Here is a 17,348-nt window from a genome sequence, read left to right as displayed (position 1 = left end):
TGCGATGAGGGACGACGGCCATTTCCGCGTGTCCAAAGCCCCTCACTTCCGCCTTCTCTCCATACTCGGGGAGAAGGTGGCGGACCGGCCGGATAAGGCGGCTCTCCGCGTCACGCGCCTCGAAAAACTCGCCCTCGCCTGCATCACCGTTCTTACGACGGCTGGCCTGACCTTCCTCGGCAATGGCCTCTACATGAAAGCCAAGGCCGAGCTCGCGCAGATCTTGCTGAAACGGGCCTTCGCCGCCGAACTCCGCGGCGAGGATGCAAAGCCCTGGCCCTGGGCGGATTTCACCACTGAAGCCGAGGTCCGGGCACCGCGGATCGGTGCGGAAGCGATCGTACTTGCCGGCGCCAGCGGTCAGGCGCTGGCTTTCGGGCCAGGCTGGCTGACGGGTACGCCGCAGCCGGGCGAGGAAGGCACCGCCGTCATCGCCGCCCATCGCGACACGCATTTCCGCTGGCTGAAAGACGTCAAACCGGGCGATCTGATCGAAGTCACGCGCCGTGACGGTAAGCTACTTACCTTCCGGGCCGGTCAGGGCCGTGTTGCACCGTGGGACCGGAACGGCATCGATTCCGCAGCGCCCGGTCGTCACCTGGCGCTCGCCACTTGCTGGCCGTTCGATGCCGTCACGCGCGGGCCGCTGCGCTATATCTTGGACGCCGAGTTGGTCGAGACCGCCGAACAGACAGCTTCGTTGGACACAAAGACGTTACCCTCGCCGTAGCGTGTCTTGACCGGCAATCCGCTCATCCCACGTTGCACAAGAGTTCAGGAATAGGAGGAGACGGATTGAAGCGCTTCCAAAAAACGGGATATTGCGCCGTCTTGGCAGCCTCCGCGCTGCTGACGGCAAATGCTGTCCTTGCCGATCCGGTCAAAACAATCGAAACGCAGAAGGTCAAGGTTAAGATCGAGACGATCGCAAGCGGGCTTGACCATCCGTGGGCCGTCGAAGTGCTGCCGGACGGCGCCTATCTCGTAACGGAGCGGCCGGGCCGGATGCGCGTCATCCGCGACGGCAAAGCATCCGCTTCGATTGCCGGCGTGCCCGACGTCTATGCTCGTGGCCAAGGCGGCCTGCTCGATGTGGCGCTCGATCCGAAATTCGCCGGCAATCGTACCATCTATTTCACCGCGTCCGTTGCTGCGGCAGGCGGCAGCGGCACGGCAGTCTTCCGCGCGGTCCTGTCGCCGGACGAACGGCGGCTGACCGAGGTGAAGCGCATTTTTTTGATGAACAAGATGTCGCGCGGCAGCATTCAATATGGCTCGCGTATTGCGATCGCCAAGGACGGCAGCCTGTTCGTCAGCCTCGGCGATCGCGGTGACCAGGACCGCGCTCAGGATTTCCAAGACGATGCCGGTTCGATCATTCACATAAGGGCCGACGGCAGCATTCCCGCCGACAATCCCTTCAAGGACGGCGCAAAAGCCTTACCGGAAATCTGGTCGAAGGGACACCGCAATCCCCAAGGCATTACCTTCGATACTGCCGATGGTAAGCTTTATACGGCCGAACACGGCGCTAGAGGCGGCGATGAGATCAACACACCGGAGGCGGGCAAGAATTACGGCTGGCCGGTCATCTCCTACGGACGCAACTATTCCGGCACCAAGATCGGCGTCGGCACAGCGAAAGAAGGCATGAAGCAACCGCTCTTTTATTGGGACCCGTCGATTGCGCCCGGCGCCATCGCCGTCTACCGCGGCAAAATGTTCCCGGAATGGAAGGGAGATTTCCTGGTCGCCGCCCTGAAGTTCAAGCTGCTGTCGCGTCTCGATCGTAACAGCAGCGGCAAGATCACCGAACGCGAACGCATGTTCGACGGCGATTTCGGCCGCCTGCGCGATGTCGTGGTGGCGCCGGATGGAGCCTTGTTGCTGACAACGGACGAGGATGACGGCGCATTACTGCGTGTTTCAAGGGCAGCGGAATAGGCTCACACCCTTAGGCCTTTTCGCCTTGCCCCAAGGTAAAGCAACTGCTAACGGTCGCGCTTCCCCACTTCCTCCCCCACCCGTAGGATTCAGATGACTCGCATACAGGCGAATTTGGTATTGTTGCTGGCTGCGGCCATCTGGGGCGGAGGCTTCGTCGCACAATCCACCGCGATGAAGGCGATCGGACCGTTCTGGTTCATCGGCCTGCGGTTCGCCGTCGCCACCATCGTCGTCCTGCCCTTCGTCTGGATGGAAAACCGCAAGGCCGAGAAGCCCTTGACGCGCCGGAATTGGCTATCCTTTTTCCTCATCGGCGTCGCACTCTTCGGCGGAGCCGCAACGCAGCAGATCGGGCTTTTGACAACGACGGTCACCAATTCCAGCTTCATCACTGGCCTTTACGTCGTCTTCGTGCCGCTGATCGCCGTCGTCTTCCTGCGCCGGCCGCCGCATTGGATCGTCTGGCCCGCCGCGCTGATAGCGCTCGGCGGGATCTATCTGTTGTCCGGCGGCTCCTTTTCGCGGCTGACGGTTGGCGATTTCCTGACCGTCGTTTGCGCCCTCTTCTGGGCAGCGCAGATCACCCTCGCCGGCTCTTCGGTCAGCGAGACCCGCCGGCCGCTCGGAATCTCCGCCGTGCAGTTTGCCGTTACCGCCGTGGCTGCTCTTGCCGTCGCAGTGATTGCCGAGCCGATCAGCATCGCCGACATCCAGGGCGCGCTCGGCGAAATCCTCTATGTCGGCATTTTTTCGTCCGGCCTAGCATTCGTGCTGCAGGTCATCGGCCAGCGCTACACGACCGCGCCCCAGGCTGCGATCTTCCTGTCTTCAGAGGCTCTGTTCGGTGCCTCGCTCGGCAGCTTGCTGCTCGGGGAAACCATGGGGCCGTTCGGCTATGCCGGTTGCGGTTTGATGTTTACCGCCATGCTTGCCGTGGAATTGGTGCCGGAACTCGTCCGGCGGCGCAGCGTAGAAGCGTAAAAATTATTGAAAATTCGCGTGATGGCTGTTGTGCGGCGTCGTTAATGAATTTTTTTCGAATGATCCGAAAGATGGATTTTGGCTATATCCTTTGGGAAAATTTCGCCAAAAATATATCGCAAACGATACAAAACCCTTAGAAACTTATTCTCGGTGAGGGAAAATTTGCGATTCGCGCTAACACACTTGCATTACGGCAGTGTGCTCATCAGAACACGTTAAAAAACTTTTGCTTGCCAATTCCCGATAAACACAGCACTCTCAGCGCTGTTCGGGCATTTTTAGAGCATGGGAAGTCCTTAATAGAGTTGCGCGCCGGAAACGCTAAATTATTCCGGTCAGCTTGGTTGAGAAACGATGCGCGAATTCGCTTCGAAGCCACGCCGAGGTATAGGGGACCTTTTCCTTCAAATTGCGAGAACTGCCTGCAAGCGCCCGCAAGGGCAATACAGCAATGCTGCCCGTGTGGATGGTGGGCAGAGAGAAAAGGACCTGAGGCATGGCCGAGACTGGCACTGTAAAGTTTTTCAATACCGATAAGGGCTTCGGTTTCATCAAACCGGACAAGGGTGGCGCGGACATCTTTGTGCACATTTCCGCAGTACAGGCTTCTGGTCTGGCAGGGTTGTCAGAAAACCAGAAGGTAAGCTTCGACACGGAACCGGATCGCCGCGGCAAGGGACCGAAGGCTGTCAATCTTCAGATTGCCGGCTGAGAGCGCCTTACGGCTGTCATTCGAGTTGAAGCCCGGCAGTGATGCCGGGTTTTATCATTCAGTCTGTATTCAGCTTGCCGTGTCTAGTGTGTCTTCTATGCAAGATTGGGAATTACGGTTTTCCCGGTTCCCCTCAGAGGACAGACTCATGAACATGCTCGGCAAATCGCTCGTTATGTCCGCCATGGCTGCAGCCCTGACGCTGACATCCATTTCCACCGCTTCTGCCGATGATCACTGGCATCATCACAACGGCTGGGCGATTGGTGCCGCAGGCCTCGCCACCGGCCTGATCGTCGGCTCGGCAATTGCCAGCCAGCCGCGTTATGTCGAACCGGATCCGGTCTATGTCGACCCCGACTATGCCCCGCCGCCTGCCTACTACTATCGCGCTCCGCCGCGCCGCGTCTATGTCGAGCGTGATGTCGGCTATTACGCACCGCAGCCCGTTGGCTTGCGCCCCTGGTCATCCCAATGGATGCGCTATTGCTACGATCGCTACAGCAGCTTCGACGGCCGCAGCGGCACCTATCTCGGCTATGATGGCATGCGCCACTTCTGCACGGCCGACTGATACCTTTTGCAAGCTGATGTCTCGAAAGGAAGCGCCGCCATTGAGCGGCGCTTTTGTTTTGGCTTCAGCGGGGTTCAGGGCTTCAAGGAATCGCTGAGCCGCTCTACCCTATTGTTTTTACCCAATTCCGGGCGGATCTAAAGTCCGCGCAGGAATGGATTGGTGCGGCGCTCTTCGCCGATCTGGCCGCCTGGACCATGGCCGCAGATGAAGCCGACGTCATCGCCGAGCGGAAACACCTTGTCGCGGATCGACTCCAAAAGCTGCTGGTGATTGCCGCCCGGCAGATCGGTGCGGCCGATCGAACCGTGAAACAGCACGTCGCCGACATGGGCGAATTTCTGCGTTCTGTTAAAATAAATAACATGGCCCGGTGCATGGCCGGGACAATGGAAGACTTCAAACTCATGCTCGCCGAAGGACACTTTGTCGCCGTCCTTCAGAAAGCGATCCGGCACGACGTTGCGAACGCCTTCGATGTTGAACATCTTGCTCTTCGCCTCGATATCCTGCAGCAGCGGGCGGTCGTCTTCATGCGGGCCGATGACCTCCAAACCCAGGGTTTCCCGAAGCTCATCGGCGCCGCCCGCATGGTCAATATGACCGTGCGTCAGCCAGATCGCCTTCAACACGATGCCATTTTCGCGCACCGTCTGCAGGATGACGTCGACGTCGCCGCCGGGATCCACCACGACCCCTTCCTTCGTTTCCGGATCGAACAAGATGGTGCAATTCTGTTCGAAAGGTGTCACCGGAATGATGCCGGCCTGGAGCATGCCCATGAGAAGCGCCTCGTCTGTTGAATGCATATCCGCCGATATAATCCCAAACACCCGGCAAAACAGCCCCTCTCCCCTGGAAAACGTCGAGACTGCCTGGCCGCGCGGCGGAACACTCCGCTCTTGCGGACGTTTGCAAAGGTGGACTGCCTAAGCAAAGGAGAAAGCCAATGTTCGCAAAGAGAAACTTGCTGCTGACGGGCCTTGTGCTCCTGGGCAGCGCAGGGTTCGCCCAAGCGCAGATGTCCGCAACAACAGCGACCGACCTCAACGTCCGCACCGGCCCTGGTCCGCAATATCCAAGTCTCGGCCTGGCAACCCGCGGCTCTGAAGCGACCCTCGACGGCTGCATCCAAGGCAGTAGCTGGTGCCGCATCGATGTCAACGGCATGCGCGGCTGGGTAGACGCCGAGGCCCTGAGCGTCGAGCAGAACGGCAATCCAATCGTCGTCGAGGAGCACTATAGCCAGCTCGGCGTACCGGTCATCACCTATAGCGAAACCGATCAGACAGCGACGGGCAGCGTCTCGCCCTCACCGGACGACGAATTGATTGGTCCTGTCAGTGAGGTCGATGCCGTCGCCCCGCCGGCCGAAGTCCGCACTTACATCACTCAGAACCGGGTCAAAGCCGTGCGGCTGCGCGGCAACGTCGTTGTCGGCGCCACTCTGCCGCAAAGCGTCGTCATCCACCGTATCCCCGATTATCAATACAGCTACGTGGAAGTGAACCGCCAGCCGGTACTGGTCGATCCGACGACACGCCGCATCGTCTACGTTTACCAATGATCCGCAGCGGCTGAACCGCAACTCGTCAACACACGGCGGCCGAAAGGCCGCCGCTCTCTTTGCGCGGATTTTCCGACAGATTGTTGCGGAAACCTCTTCCGTGAGTTGCCTCCCTGTTTCCGCCGAAAATGTCGGCAGCAATAAAGCCGGGCAGACTTAGACACCCGGCTTTAGGAAGCTGTTTCAAGCCTTATGCGGCCGCTGCTGCCGTAGGATAGACTTCCTTCATATAGTCGTTCATCAGCGTTTCGCTGATCGATGCCGGCGTGAAACGATAAGGTCCGATTTCCGAGACTGGCGTCACTTCCGCCGCCGATCCCGTCAGGAAGCACTCGCTGAAATCGGACAATTCCTCCGGCATGATCGCCCGCTCGACGACCTGCAATCCCCGCCGCTTGGCAAGTTCAATCACCGTCTGCCGGGTGATGCCGTTCAGGAAGCAATCCGGCGTCGGCGTATGAATGACGCCGTCCTTGACGAAGAAGATATTGGCGCCCGTCGCTTCCGCCACCTGGCCACGGTAATCGAGCATCATCGCGTCGGCATAGCCTTTGGCCTCGGCGGCGTGTTTGGAAATGGTACAGATCATGTAAAGGCCGGCAGCCTTGGAGGCGCAAGGCGCAGTCTTCGGATCGGGGCGGCGATATTCGGCAATGTCGAGGCGGATGCCCTTCAGCTTTTCGGCCGGATTGAAATAACTGCCCCACTGCCAGATCGCGATCGCCACATTAATGCGGTTGTTCTGGGCGGACACGCCCATCATCTCACTGCCGCGCCAGGCGATCGGGCGCACATAAGCCTCGGAAAAACCCTGACGCTTCAACAGTTCGATTGTTGCCGCGTCCAGCTCGGCAACGCTGTAGGGAATTTTGAAGCCAAGAATGTCGGCAGACTTGTGAAGGCGCTGGTTGTGCTCGGTCAGCTTGAAGACCCGGCCGCCATAGGCCCGCTCGCCCTCGAAGACTGCGCTCGCATAATGCAGACCATGGGTCAGCACATGAATCTTAGCGTCCTTCCAGGGCACGAACGCGCCGTTGAACCAGATCTCCCCATCCAGTTGATCAAAAGGAACCGATGCCATCTTACTTCTCCTCCGGCGCCCGGACGCCATGACTGTTGATTGTTGTGCCCATTCCGCATTATCCACGATGCAAGTGGGGAAAATATGAGACGTGTTGGAGTTTTGCGCAGCCGGGCTTAGTTTCCAAATATGGCCATATCCGTCCGGGCGGCGCAAGATCGGCGAAAACCTAGCAGCGGCGTAAAAATACGTCAATAAAGCTGACATATTTTTGCGTAAGTTTCCCGATTGCCCCAAAATAGGAAAGGAAATGCCAAGGTGCCACGACAGACGAGCCAAAAAGCAGCAAAACCGGAGCTGCTGGCGACGCCGATGGAGAATGCGGGGATCATCGATTTCGAGATCATCGAGCTGCTTTTCTTTGCCTATCGAGACTTCGTGTCCGATCCCGACCAGATTCTGGACAAGAGCGGATTCGGCCGCGCCCATCACCGTGTCGTTCATTTCGTTAACCGCGAACCTGGCATGACGGTTGCGGACCTGTTGGAAACATTGAAGATCACCAAACAGAGTTTGGCGCGGGTTCTCAAACAATTGATCGATTCAGGGTATATTCACCAGGTGGCCGGGCCTGAGGATCGTCGGCAGCGCAAGCTGTACCCCACACAAGCCGGCCGCGATTTGGCATTGGCACTGGCCGAGCCGCAATCGCGCCGTATTGAGCGGGCATTCGAAGGTGCGTCCGATGCGACGCGCGAAAGCGTCAAAAGGTTCCTGAGGGGAATGCAGGACTGAGCCATGGTCTCGAACCGAAGGGCCGCGAAGCGGGTTTGGATAGACCATCTCAATCAACGGATAGAACAAGATCGAGACGGATTGAATGACGACAAAGACAGCAATTTCGGACGATGCAGCACACCTCCTGGTCGTGGATGACGACACCCGTATCCGTGCCCTTCTCAACCGTTATCTGATGGAAAAGGGATTTCGGGTAACAGCCGCCGCCGATGGCGCCGAGGCTCGCCGCAAGCTCGAAGGGCTCGATTTCGACCTCATCATCATGGACGTGATGATGCCTGGCGAATCTGGAATCACGCTGACGGCAAGTCTCCGCGCCATCAAGAACATTCCGATCATCATGCTGACCGCCCTTGCCGAGTCGGAAGCCCGTATCGCCGGATTGGAAGCCGGCGCCGACGACTATCTGCCGAAGCCTTTCGATCCGCGCGAACTCGTGCTACGCATCAACAATATCCTGCGTCGCAACGCACCGGCCGACGCACCGAAGATCGAACAGGTGATGTTCGGCCCCTATACCTTCTCGCTGACCCGCAAGGAGCTGAAGAAGGCCTCCGAGCTTATCCGCCTGACCGACCGCGAGCAGGAAATCATGCTGCTCTTTGCCAAGCGCGCCGGCGATACGATTCCCCGCCACGAGCTGATCGGCAGCGACGCCGAAGTCGGCGAGCGCACCATCGATGTGCAGATCAATCGCTTGCGCCGCAAGATCGAGGACGATCCGGCCAACCCCATCTGGCTGCAGACGGTGCGCGGCATCGGCTACCGGCTGAGCATAGATTAATGTCAATTCCCTGGGATCAGCGGCGATGGTGACATTCGACTCGATCAGGCGCGATCAGGAGCACACGCCCTCCAATGGCATGCGCTGGTTTTCGCGCTGGTGGCGGAGACGGCTGCCGACCGGCCTCTATGCGCGCACGCTGCTGATCTTCATCCTGCCTATGATCATCCTGCAGGCGGTCGTCACCATCGTCTTCATGGAGCGCCACTGGCAGATGGTGACCCAACGCCTGTCGATGGCCACCACCCGCGACATCGCCGCCATCATCGACATCATTCAAACCTATCCGCAGGATGCCGACTATTCCGCGGTCGCACAGATGGCCCGGCAAAAGCTCGACCTTGCCATTTCGATCGAGCCGGGTGGCGAGCTGCCGCCGCCGCGCGAAAAGCCGTTCTTCTCGATTCTCGATGGCATCTTGAGCGACGAAATCCGCGATCAGATCAATCTCCCCTTCTGGATCGATACGGTCGGCAATTCGAGCCTGGTCGAAATCCGCATCAAGCTGCCGGACAAAGTGCTGCGCGTCTTTGCCAAGCGCAGTCAGACCTACGCCTCGAATACGCATATCTTCATTCTTTGGATGGTCGGCACATCGCTGGTGCTGATCGGCATTGCCGTGCTGTTCCTGCGTGGCCAGATCCGGCCGATCCTCGCACTGACACAGGCAGCGGAAAGTTTCGGCAAGGGGCAGCGGCTGGAGAATTATTCGCCGCGGGGCGCCGACGAGGTGCGCCGCGCCGGCCTCGCTTTCATCTTGATGCGCGAGCGCATCGAACGGCAGATCGAGCAGCGCACGGCAATGCTCTCCGGCGTCAGCCATGACCTGCGCACCGTGCTTACACGCTTCAAACTGCAGCTCGCCCTTGTCGGCGACAATCCCGATCTCGTCGGCCTCAATGAGGATGTCGAGGACATGCAGAGCATGCTGGAGGGCTATATGGCCTTCGCCCGCGGTGAGGCGGAAGAGGATGTCGGCAAGCTTCGGCTCAGCGATATCCTCGACAAGGTCGAGCAGGACTTCTCGCTGCACGGTAAATCCATGACCTTTTCCATCGACGGCGACAATGAAATCTCCGTCCGTCCGAATGCCTTTACACGGCTGGTGACGAACCTTGCTTCCAATGCGCGCCGCTATGCCAATACGCTGCGCATCGAAGCCAAGCACAGCACCAAGTGGCTGACGATCAATTTCGATGACGACGGTCCCGGCATTCCCGCCAATTCGCGCGAGGATGTGTTTAAGCCGTTCTTCCGGCTGGACGAGGCGCGCAATCTCGACAATTCCGGCACAGGCCTCGGCCTTGCCATTGCCCGCGATATCGCTCGCAGCCACGGCGGCAACGTCACGCTTGGCGACAGCCCGCTCGGCGGCCTGCGCGCAACCATCCGCATTCCGGCTTAGAGCGGTTTAGCGTTTCACGGAACCGCTTTCCCGCTCTATCCTTGGTGTTTACGCATTCCAGACGGAAAACCGCTTCGCACTTTTCCTGGAATTGTTTTGAGAGAGGACATTGCATGCCGATCGACATCAACGACATGCATTGGCTCAATCTGCCGCCGGCCTGGGAAATGAACAATGGTCGGCTGCTCGTCCGCTCCGGTGACAGGACCGATTTTTGGCAGGGAACCTATTACGGCTTCTACCGCGACGACGGCCATTTCCTCGGTCGGCATTGGCATGGCGACTTCACCGCCGAGATCACCTTCATCGGTCACTATAGCGAACTCTACGATCAGGCCGGCCTAATGGTCCGTCATGATGCCGAGCATTGGATGAAATGCGGGATCGAATATACGGACGGCGCCAAACATTTCAGCGTCGTGGTCACCAACGACAATTCCGATTGGTCCGCCTTCCGGCTCGACCATGAGTTCGAGGCATTGTCGGCGCGGGTGACTCGCAACGGCGACGCGCTTTTCATCCAGTACCGCACTGACCAGATGAATGAGTGGCGCATGGCCCGCCTCGCCTGGTTCGACCCGGCCCTCGAAGAAGTCTCCATCGGCCCCGCCTTCTGCTCACCGCAGCGCGACGGTTTCGAAGCGGAATTTCTGGATTTCAGTGTGACAGATCCCGTATCGCGGGAGATTCACTAACGGCGATATGCCGTTGAACTACATCATTTTCCTGCCGTTCGGCACCGGCTGCGTCACTGCCGCAAGCACGATCGCGCCCGCTTCGTCCTCGAAGCCGAGGGTCAGCACTTCGGAGCGGACGGGGCCGATCTGGCGCGGCGGAAAGTTGACGACGCCGAGAACCTGGCGGCCGATGAGGGATTCCGATGTGTAGTGCACGGTGATCTGCGCCGAGGAGCGCTTGATGCCGATCTCCGGTCCGAAATCGATCTTCAATTTGAAGGCAGGCTTGCGCGCTTCCGGAAAAGGCTCCGCCTCGATGATCGTCCCGACGCGGATGTCCACCCGCTCGAAATCGCCGTAGGTGATCTCTTCCGCCATACGCAAACCCTCTTGATGCTGGGAATTAGAGCGGTTCAGCTTTTCACGGAATCTTAGAACCGCTCTATCTCTTTGTTTTTTCGCAATTCCAGACGGAAACCGCGGCGCACCTTTCCTGGAATTGCTCTAGCCGGCCAGTTCCTGCGCGCGCTTGCGTGCTGCCTCCAGCGCCTCGTCGAACAGGGGCTGCATGCCATCTTCGGCCATCAGAACGGCAAGGGCTGCCGCAGTGGTTCCGCCGGGAGACGTCACATTCTGACGCAGACGCGAAGCGTCATCGGGGGACTGGTGCAACAATTCACCAGCCCCCGCGACAGTTTCCCGTGCGAGGCGCATGGCGAGGTCCGCCTGCAGGCCGAGCTTCCGGCCCGCCTCCGCCATGCACTCGACGAGATAAAAGACATAGGCCGGCCCGCTGCCGGAAACGGCCGTTACAGCATCGATATCGGCCTCCGCTGGCACCCATTCGACCGGACCGGATACCTTCAGAAGATTTTGCACCAACTGCCGCTGGCGCTCGCCGACTTTAGCATTGGCAAAAGCACCGGTGACGCCGCGGCCGACCATGGCCGGCGTATTCGGCATGGCGCGTACCATCGCCGCTTCACCCAGGCTTTGTTCAAGGAAAGCAAGCGTCTTGCCGGCAGCAATCGACACCACCACCGTATTCGGCCCAATCGACGTTTTGAACGGCGGCAATACGGCTTCCATCACCTGCGGCTTGACGGCGATGAAGAGAACGCCGGCGACCACCCCTGCGGGAACGCCGGTGACGTGCTTCGCGCCGGCATCGGCGATCAACTTCAGCATCGCATCCGACGGCTTGGGATCGACGACGGTCACCGAGGAGCCCGGCACGCCGCTTTTCAGCCAACCCGTCAACAGAGCGCCGCCCATATTGCCGGCCCCGACCAGAATGATGGGATCGGAAGATGCAAAAGCGCTCGAGGATGCCTCAGTTGCCATATCAGGCTTCGCCCACGGTTTCGAAAAGCACGGCTTCCATGGCGCGATTGGCGTCAAGGCCGGACCATACTACAAATTGGAAAGCCTGATAGTAAGCCTCGCAGGTGTCAAGAGCGTTGGACAGCAGCACTTCCACCTGCCGGTTGGTGGGCTCGGCGCCGCCGGAAAGCAGCAGCGACTGCCGGAAGATCACGATATCTTCCTGCCGCCACAGATCGAAATGTCCCATCAGCACCTGACCATTGATGCAGGACAGCAGCTTGATGACCTCGTTGACACGCGGGTCGGGAACTTTGATGTCGAAGGCGCAGGCAATGTGCAGCGCCTCGAACTCCTCCATCCATGAGAAGGAGACATGATAATCGGTCCATCGACCTTCGACGGTCATGGCGATTTCATCCTCGCCCGACCGCTCGAACGACCAGTCATTATTGGCGGCCACGAATTCGATCATATCGACCGGATTCGACTGTCGTTCGACTTCCATTTCCATAAGGCTCATGCAGCACCTTCTTGACCGGAACGAATGCAGCTTCCCCGTGCTCGAACACTGAAAAAACGCAAACAGTTTTACTCCGGAAACATCCTCGGGATGATGTTGAACGGCTGCCAGACTAACGCATCCACCCTGCCCGGAGCTTACCAAGTCCGTTTCGAATCATCATTTAAAATCAGTGTATAACGGCCTGCCCGGCATGCCAGCCCCTCATCGGAGATTTTGGCGAAGGGTGCTGTGGACAGCTCTTCCGATGTCTATTCAGAAGGGAGTCATAACTGACTCTGACGATTGGCTTTTTTGCCTGTGTCCACAGGTGGAAAAACTGCCGAAAATTTTAGAGGAAAAATGCGCGGCAGACGCGTGCCGCGCCGATTTTACGCAAAATGAATCGCGACTACTTGCCTTCGGCGGAAAGACGCGCTTCCAACGCTTCGATTCTGGCAAGCAGCGTTTCGTTTTCGTCGCGTGCCTTGATGGCCATTTCGCGAACGGCTTCGAACTCCTCGCGCTTGACGATATCCAGACTGTTCAGCCAACGCTCGGCCTGGGCGTTGAACGCCGTTTCGATCTCGCGGCGCACGCCCTGGGCAGCACCGGCGGCATCGGTCATCAGCTTGGCGAATTCATCCAAGATACGGTTCGGTCCAGTGCTCATAATGATCTCCTTGCGGCCGTCGGCCCCTAAAATGGACGGCATCATATGAAGGGCCAGATAGATCTGAGGTAAGATTTCCGAAGGTCCGATGCAAGCAAATTGAGATAGAGCGGGACAAACCTGCCTGCTGCGAAAGACACACGAATAATCGACTTGACCGTTTCAATAGCGAACGCCATGTTCCGCGCACATTGGATTTAGCATGCTCTTATCCAAGGTTTTGGGAATCATGCTGTAACGGACGCGAAAATCTTGCTGACATCAGCCAATCTTGCCGCCATCCTGCCATTTCCGGATATCGATCCGATCGCCTTTTCGCTCGGCCCGCTGTCGATCCACTGGTACGGTCTAGCCTATGTCGCGGGTATCCTGCTCGGCTGGTTCTATGCGAGGCGGCTCGTCGATAACGGCAAGCTCTGGCTGAACGACACGGCGCCGGTAACGCGGGCGCATCTGGACGACTTCATCCTGTGGGTCGCCTTCGGCATCGTGCTTGGCGGGCGCATCGGCTATATCCTGTTCTACGATCTCGATCCCGTGCTCGCCAATCCGATTCGCGCCATCGAGGTCTGGAATGGCGGCATGTCTTTCCACGGTGGATTGATTGGCACGACCATCGCCATGATTTTGTTTGCCAATCGCAACAGGATTCCAGTCTGGAGCCTGTTCGATATCGTCGCGGCCGTTGCCCCTATCGGCCTTTTCTTCGGCCGTATCGCCAATTTCATCAATGGCGAACTCTGGGGCCGGACCACCGACGTGCCCTGGGCGATGGTTTTCTGCAGCCCGCATGTCCTGGCCGCCCACCAGGGCGTCTGCCCGGCCGGCCTTGATCCACGTCATCCCAGCCAGCTTTACGAGGCCGGCATCGAGGGCATTGTGCTCTTCACCGTCCTCTTCATCCTCACGCGCTGGGCGTTGGCGCTGAAGAAGCCGGGCACCGTCAGCGGCGTCTTTGTCATCGGTTACGCCTTCTCGCGCATTTTTGTCGAATTCTTCCGCCAGCCTGATGAGCAGCTCGGCTATCTGCTAGGCACGAACTGGCTGACTATGGGCATGGTGCTCTCCCTGCCCATGGTTGCGGTCGGCCTGTGGGCGGTGATCCGCGCCCGCCACGTTGCAGCCAGACAGACGGCTTGAACTCTGGGTTTAATGTCGCATGATCCGCCCGAAAGCCGCTTCTTGTTTTTCGGAACCATGCTTTAGCGAGACCAAACGATGACGACCGCGCTCGGGGAAAAAATCAAAACCATCATCCGCGCCAACGGACCGGTCAGCATCACCGACTATTTCTCGCTCTGCCTCGCCGACCCGCAGCACGGTTATTACAAGACGCGCGAGCCCTTCGGCCGCATGGGCGATTTCGTCACGGCGCCCGAGGTCAGCCAGCTTTTCGGCGAAATGATCGGCGTCTTCGTGGTGCATGCCTGGCAACGCCACGGCACACCGGGCAATGTTCGCCTCGTCGAAATCGGCCCCGGACGCGGCACGATGATGGCGGATATGCTGCGCGTCATCGCCAAGCTCGCGCCGCCGCTCTATGAAGCAATGAGCGTGCATCTGGTCGAAACCAGCGAGCGGCTGCAGGGTTTTCAGCGCCAGACGCTTGAGGCGCATGGTGACAAGGTTTGCTGGCATTCCGACTTCGATGATGTGCCGGCAGGTTTCACTCTTCTCGCCGCCAACGAGCTCTTCGACGCCATTCCCATTCGCCAGTTCGTCCGCACCGCCAATGGTTTTCGTGAGCGTACGGTCGGCCTCGACGTCCATGACGAGCTGAGTTTCACGGCCGGCGTCGCCAGCCTCGACCCCGCGCTTCTTCCCGCCGGGCCGCTTCCGCCGATCGGCACCATCTTCGAGATCGCCCCCGCCCGCCAGGCGGTAATGACGACGATCTGCGACCGGATCGCCGCCCACGGCGGCACCGCGCTCGTCATCGATTACGGCCATATGGCGACGAGCTTTGGCGATACGCTGCAGGCCGTGCGCATGCATGAATACGATCCGCCGCTCGATCATCCCGGCGAAGCGGACCTTACCAGCCACGTCGATTTCCAGCATCTGGCCGAAACGGCTGTCGCATCCGGCCTGCATATCAACGGATGCTGCCATCAAGGCGATTTCCTCATCGGCCTCGGCCTGCTGGAGCGAGCTGCGGCGCTTGGCCGCGACCAGGACGCCGCAACACAGGAGAACATCCGCACCGCCGCCGAACGGCTCGCCGGCGCCGGCGAAGGCAAGATGGGCGAGCTTTTCAAGGTGCTGGCCGTCTCCAGTCCAGCGATCGATCTTTTGCCCTTTCGTCCAGTCCGCTGATCAACACTAGTGACTTCCGCGGATTGACAGAACGCGCATCGCTGGGCCAACATCCCGCTCAAACCGAACCGCTTCGCCATGGAAGCGTTATTTCCAGCACGAAAGAACATATCAAGGGACGCAGGATTGCCGACTCCGATCGAAAGCACGCTGCTGAGCGCCGCCAAGAGCGCCGGCATCCGTCACGGCTATTTCACCCGTAACGGCGGCGTTTCAGAAGGCCTTTATCGCGGATTGAATGTTGGCCTCGGCTCCAACGACAATCGCGAGCACGTCCAGGAAAATCGCCGCCGCGTCGCCGCCTGGTTCGGACTGCCGCTGGAGCGGCTCGCAACCGTGCATCAGATCCATTCGCCCGACGTGATAGCCGTCGACGCGGCCTATGATGGCGCTCGCCCACAAGCCGACGCGATGGTAACGGCGACACCGGGGATAGTGCTCGGCGTGCTCGCCGCCGATTGTGGGCCAATCCTCTTCGCCGATCCCGAAAACCGGGTGATTGGCGCTGCCCATGCCGGCTGGAAAGGCGCGCTGACCGGCGTTTTGGAAAATACCATCGAAGCCATGGTCGCGCTCGGCGCCAAGCGGGAGGCGATTGCCGCCTGCCTCGGCCCCTCGATCAGCCAGGCGAGCTACGAAGTCGGCCCGGAATTCGTCGATCGCTTCGTCAGCTATGACCCGAGCTATGCCAAGTACTTCATTGCGTCCGAGCGGACCGGTCATGCGATGTTCGACCTGCCGGGCCTGACGATCGATCGGCTGCGCAAGGCCGGCGTGACCGCCGAGAACCTCAATCTCTGCACCTATCCCGATCCCGACCGCTTCTTCTCCTATCGCCGCACCACGCATGCGAAGGAGCCGGATTACGGCCGACAGATTTCCGCCATTGCCATCGAGGAGACGTTCTAAAATGGCCCTGCATTTCGAGCGCAGCGAATTCGACGCCCGCCTAGCCCGCCTCCTTGCGAAAATGCAGGAGGAAAAACTCGACGCCATGCTGCTGTTTGCGCAGGAGAGCATGTTCTGGCTGACCGGTTACGATACCTTCGGCTACTGTTTCTTCCAGACTCTGGTGGTCAAGGCCGACGGTACGATGGTGCTGCTCACCCGCTCGGCCGATCTTCGCCAGGCGCAGCTCACATCGATTATTTCCGACATCCGCATCTGGGTCGACCGAGTGAACGCCGATCCGACGCTCGATCTCAAGGAATTGCTGGTGGAGCTCGACCTCCTCGGCCGCCGCATCGGCGTCGAATACGATACCCATGGCATGACTGGCCGCGTGGCGCGCTTGCTAGACAACCAGATAGCCACCTTCGGCCAGATCGTCGACGCCTCCTATCTGGTCAGCCGTCTGCGCCTCGTCAAAAGCCCGGCGGAAATCGCCTATGTCGAGCGCGCCGCGGCGCTCGCCGACGATGCACTGGACGCAGCACTTGCTTTGATCAAGCCGGGCGCGGACGAGGCCGACATTCTTGGCGCCATGCAGGGCGCTATCTTTTCGGGTGGCGGCGATTATCCTGCCAACGAATTCATCATCGGCTCCGGCGCCGAGGCCCTGCTCTGCCGCTACAAGGCAGGCCGCCGCAAGCTGGATGCCAACGACCAGTTGACCCTCGAATGGGCCGGCGCCTATGCCCATTATCACGCCGCCATGATGCGCACGGTCGTCATCGGCGATCCCACGCACCGCCACCGCGAACTGTATAACGCTTGCCTCGAGACCATCCAGGCAATCGAAACCGTGCTGAAGCCCGGTCACACCTTCGGCGATGTCTTCGATATGCATGCCAAGATCATGGACGAGCGCGGCCTAGCGCGCCATAGGCTGAACGCCTGCGGCTATTCGCTCGGCGCCCGCTTCTCGCCCTCCTGGATGGAGCACCAGATGTTCCACATCGGCAATCCGCAGGAGATCGAAGAGGGCATGTCGCTCTTCGTGCATATGATCATCATGGACTCCGACACCGGCACCGCGATGACGCTTGGCCAGACCTATCTGACGACCTCACAGGCTCCGAAATCTTTGTCGCGGCATCAGCTCGAATTTCTTAACCGTTAGCCG

At 59.5% G+C, this 17,348-nt stretch carries 20 protein-coding genes; 14 read left to right on the top strand and 6 right to left on the bottom strand.

Annotation, left to right across the window (positions count from 1 at the left end):
• The first annotated feature begins 4 nt into the window (after positions 1-4).
• The 5 genes from QDY28_RS00820 (at position 5) to QDY28_RS00800 (ending at position 4,217) form a co-directional block, all read left to right on the top strand.
• Positions 5-730 (top strand): class GN sortase, encoded by a 726-nt coding sequence (locus QDY28_RS00820; protein WP_331379807.1) that lies wholly within the window; start codon positions 5-7, stop codon positions 728-730.
• Between the two features lie 65 nt (positions 731-795).
• Positions 796-1,944, top strand: a complete 1,149-nt coding sequence (locus tag QDY28_RS00815) for a PQQ-dependent sugar dehydrogenase (protein WP_331379805.1) — start codon at positions 796-798, stop codon at positions 1,942-1,944.
• A 93-nt stretch (positions 1,945-2,037) separates the two neighbouring features.
• A complete protein-coding gene (locus tag QDY28_RS00810) occupies positions 2,038-2,928 on the top strand; it encodes a DMT family transporter (RefSeq protein ID WP_331379804.1) in 891 nt (296 codons plus the stop codon).
• Positions 2,929-3,427: 499 nt separating this feature from the next.
• Positions 3,428-3,643: a cold-shock protein gene (locus QDY28_RS00805; protein WP_004116423.1), complete on the top strand. Its 216-nt coding sequence runs from the start codon at positions 3,428-3,430 to the stop codon at positions 3,641-3,643.
• A gap of 148 nt (positions 3,644-3,791) precedes the next feature.
• A complete protein-coding gene (locus QDY28_RS00800; RefSeq protein ID WP_331379802.1) occupies positions 3,792-4,217 on the top strand; it encodes a BA14K family protein in 426 nt (141 codons plus the stop codon).
• A 137-nt stretch (positions 4,218-4,354) separates the two neighbouring features.
• On the opposite strand, the gene QDY28_RS00795 is transcribed toward QDY28_RS00800, so the two are convergent.
• On the bottom strand, positions 4,355-4,993 hold the full coding sequence (locus tag QDY28_RS00795) for an MBL fold metallo-hydrolase (protein WP_331380058.1): 639 nt from the start codon (positions 4,991-4,993) through the stop codon (positions 4,355-4,357).
• Positions 4,994-5,166: 173 nt separating this feature from the next.
• Here QDY28_RS00795 and QDY28_RS00790 point away from each other — a divergent pair, with 173 nt between their 5' ends.
• Positions 5,167-5,784 carry a DUF1236 domain-containing protein gene (locus QDY28_RS00790; RefSeq protein ID WP_331379801.1) on the top strand — a complete coding sequence of 206 codons (618 nt, stop codon included), beginning with the start codon at positions 5,167-5,169 and terminating at the stop codon, positions 5,782-5,784.
• Positions 5,785-5,974: 190 nt separating this feature from the next.
• Here the strand turns inward: QDY28_RS00790 and QDY28_RS00785 are convergent, their stop codons facing one another.
• Positions 5,975-6,865 carry a branched-chain amino acid aminotransferase gene (locus QDY28_RS00785; protein ID WP_331379799.1) on the bottom strand — a complete coding sequence of 297 codons (891 nt, stop codon included), beginning with the start codon at positions 6,863-6,865 and terminating at the stop codon, positions 5,975-5,977.
• Between the two features lie 258 nt (positions 6,866-7,123).
• Here QDY28_RS00785 and QDY28_RS00780 point away from each other — a divergent pair, with 258 nt between their 5' ends.
• From QDY28_RS00780 to QDY28_RS00765, 4 genes are all read left to right on the top strand, one after another.
• Positions 7,124-7,600: a MarR family winged helix-turn-helix transcriptional regulator gene (locus tag QDY28_RS00780; RefSeq protein WP_331379797.1), complete on the top strand. Its 477-nt coding sequence runs from the start codon at positions 7,124-7,126 to the stop codon at positions 7,598-7,600.
• Positions 7,601-7,685: 85 nt separating this feature from the next.
• Positions 7,686-8,387, top strand: coding sequence for a response regulator (locus tag QDY28_RS00775; protein ID WP_331379796.1), 702 nt, complete (start codon positions 7,686-7,688; stop codon positions 8,385-8,387).
• Between the two features lie 25 nt (positions 8,388-8,412).
• Positions 8,413-9,792 (top strand): ATP-binding protein, encoded by a 1,380-nt coding sequence (locus QDY28_RS00770; protein ID WP_331379795.1) that lies wholly within the window; start codon positions 8,413-8,415, stop codon positions 9,790-9,792.
• Positions 9,793-9,905: 113 nt separating this feature from the next.
• A complete protein-coding gene (locus tag QDY28_RS00765) occupies positions 9,906-10,487 on the top strand; it encodes a DUF1349 domain-containing protein (RefSeq protein ID WP_331379793.1) in 582 nt (193 codons plus the stop codon).
• 18 nt (positions 10,488-10,505) lie between these two features.
• Here QDY28_RS00765 and QDY28_RS00760 read toward each other — a convergent pair whose 3' ends face one another.
• The 4 genes from QDY28_RS00760 to QDY28_RS00745 form a co-directional block, all read right to left on the bottom strand.
• Positions 10,506-10,847, bottom strand: coding sequence for a tRNA-binding protein (locus tag QDY28_RS00760; RefSeq protein WP_331379792.1), 342 nt, complete (start codon positions 10,845-10,847; stop codon positions 10,506-10,508).
• 126 nt (positions 10,848-10,973) lie between these two features.
• A complete protein-coding gene (gene proC / locus QDY28_RS00755) occupies positions 10,974-11,813 on the bottom strand; it encodes a pyrroline-5-carboxylate reductase (protein WP_331379791.1) in 840 nt (279 codons plus the stop codon).
• Position 11,814: 1 nt separating this feature from the next.
• Complete coding sequence (locus QDY28_RS00750; RefSeq protein WP_104823731.1) at positions 11,815-12,315, bottom strand: YbjN domain-containing protein; 501 nt, start codon at positions 12,313-12,315, stop codon at positions 11,815-11,817.
• A gap of 391 nt (positions 12,316-12,706) precedes the next feature.
• Complete coding sequence (locus QDY28_RS00745; RefSeq protein WP_331379789.1) at positions 12,707-12,967, bottom strand: accessory factor UbiK family protein; 261 nt, start codon at positions 12,965-12,967, stop codon at positions 12,707-12,709.
• A gap of 252 nt (positions 12,968-13,219) precedes the next feature.
• Here QDY28_RS00745 and lgt point away from each other — a divergent pair, with 252 nt between their 5' ends.
• The 4 genes from lgt (at position 13,220) to QDY28_RS00725 (ending at position 17,345) form a co-directional block, all read left to right on the top strand.
• The gene (lgt, locus tag QDY28_RS00740) at positions 13,220-14,107 is read left to right on the top strand and encodes a prolipoprotein diacylglyceryl transferase (protein ID WP_331379787.1); all 888 of its coding nucleotides are present in this window, start codon (positions 13,220-13,222) and stop codon (positions 14,105-14,107) included.
• Between the two features lie 78 nt (positions 14,108-14,185).
• A complete protein-coding gene (locus QDY28_RS00735; RefSeq protein ID WP_331379786.1) occupies positions 14,186-15,283 on the top strand; it encodes a class I SAM-dependent methyltransferase in 1,098 nt (365 codons plus the stop codon).
• Positions 15,284-15,361: 78 nt separating this feature from the next.
• Positions 15,362-16,192 (top strand): peptidoglycan editing factor PgeF, encoded by an 831-nt coding sequence (gene pgeF / locus QDY28_RS00730; protein WP_442967460.1) that lies wholly within the window; start codon positions 15,362-15,364, stop codon positions 16,190-16,192.
• Position 16,193: 1 nt separating this feature from the next.
• A complete protein-coding gene (locus tag QDY28_RS00725; protein ID WP_331379784.1) occupies positions 16,194-17,345 on the top strand; it encodes a M24 family metallopeptidase in 1,152 nt (383 codons plus the stop codon).
• Positions 17,346-17,348: the final 3 nt, after the last annotated feature.

The sequence above is a fragment of the Rhizobium sp. BR 362 genome (genome assembly GCF_036528765.1).
GTDB lineage: Bacteria > Pseudomonadota > Alphaproteobacteria > Rhizobiales > Rhizobiaceae > Rhizobium.
Note: the sequence above shows the minus strand (reverse complement) of the source record. Positions and strands in the feature narration are given on the sequence as shown.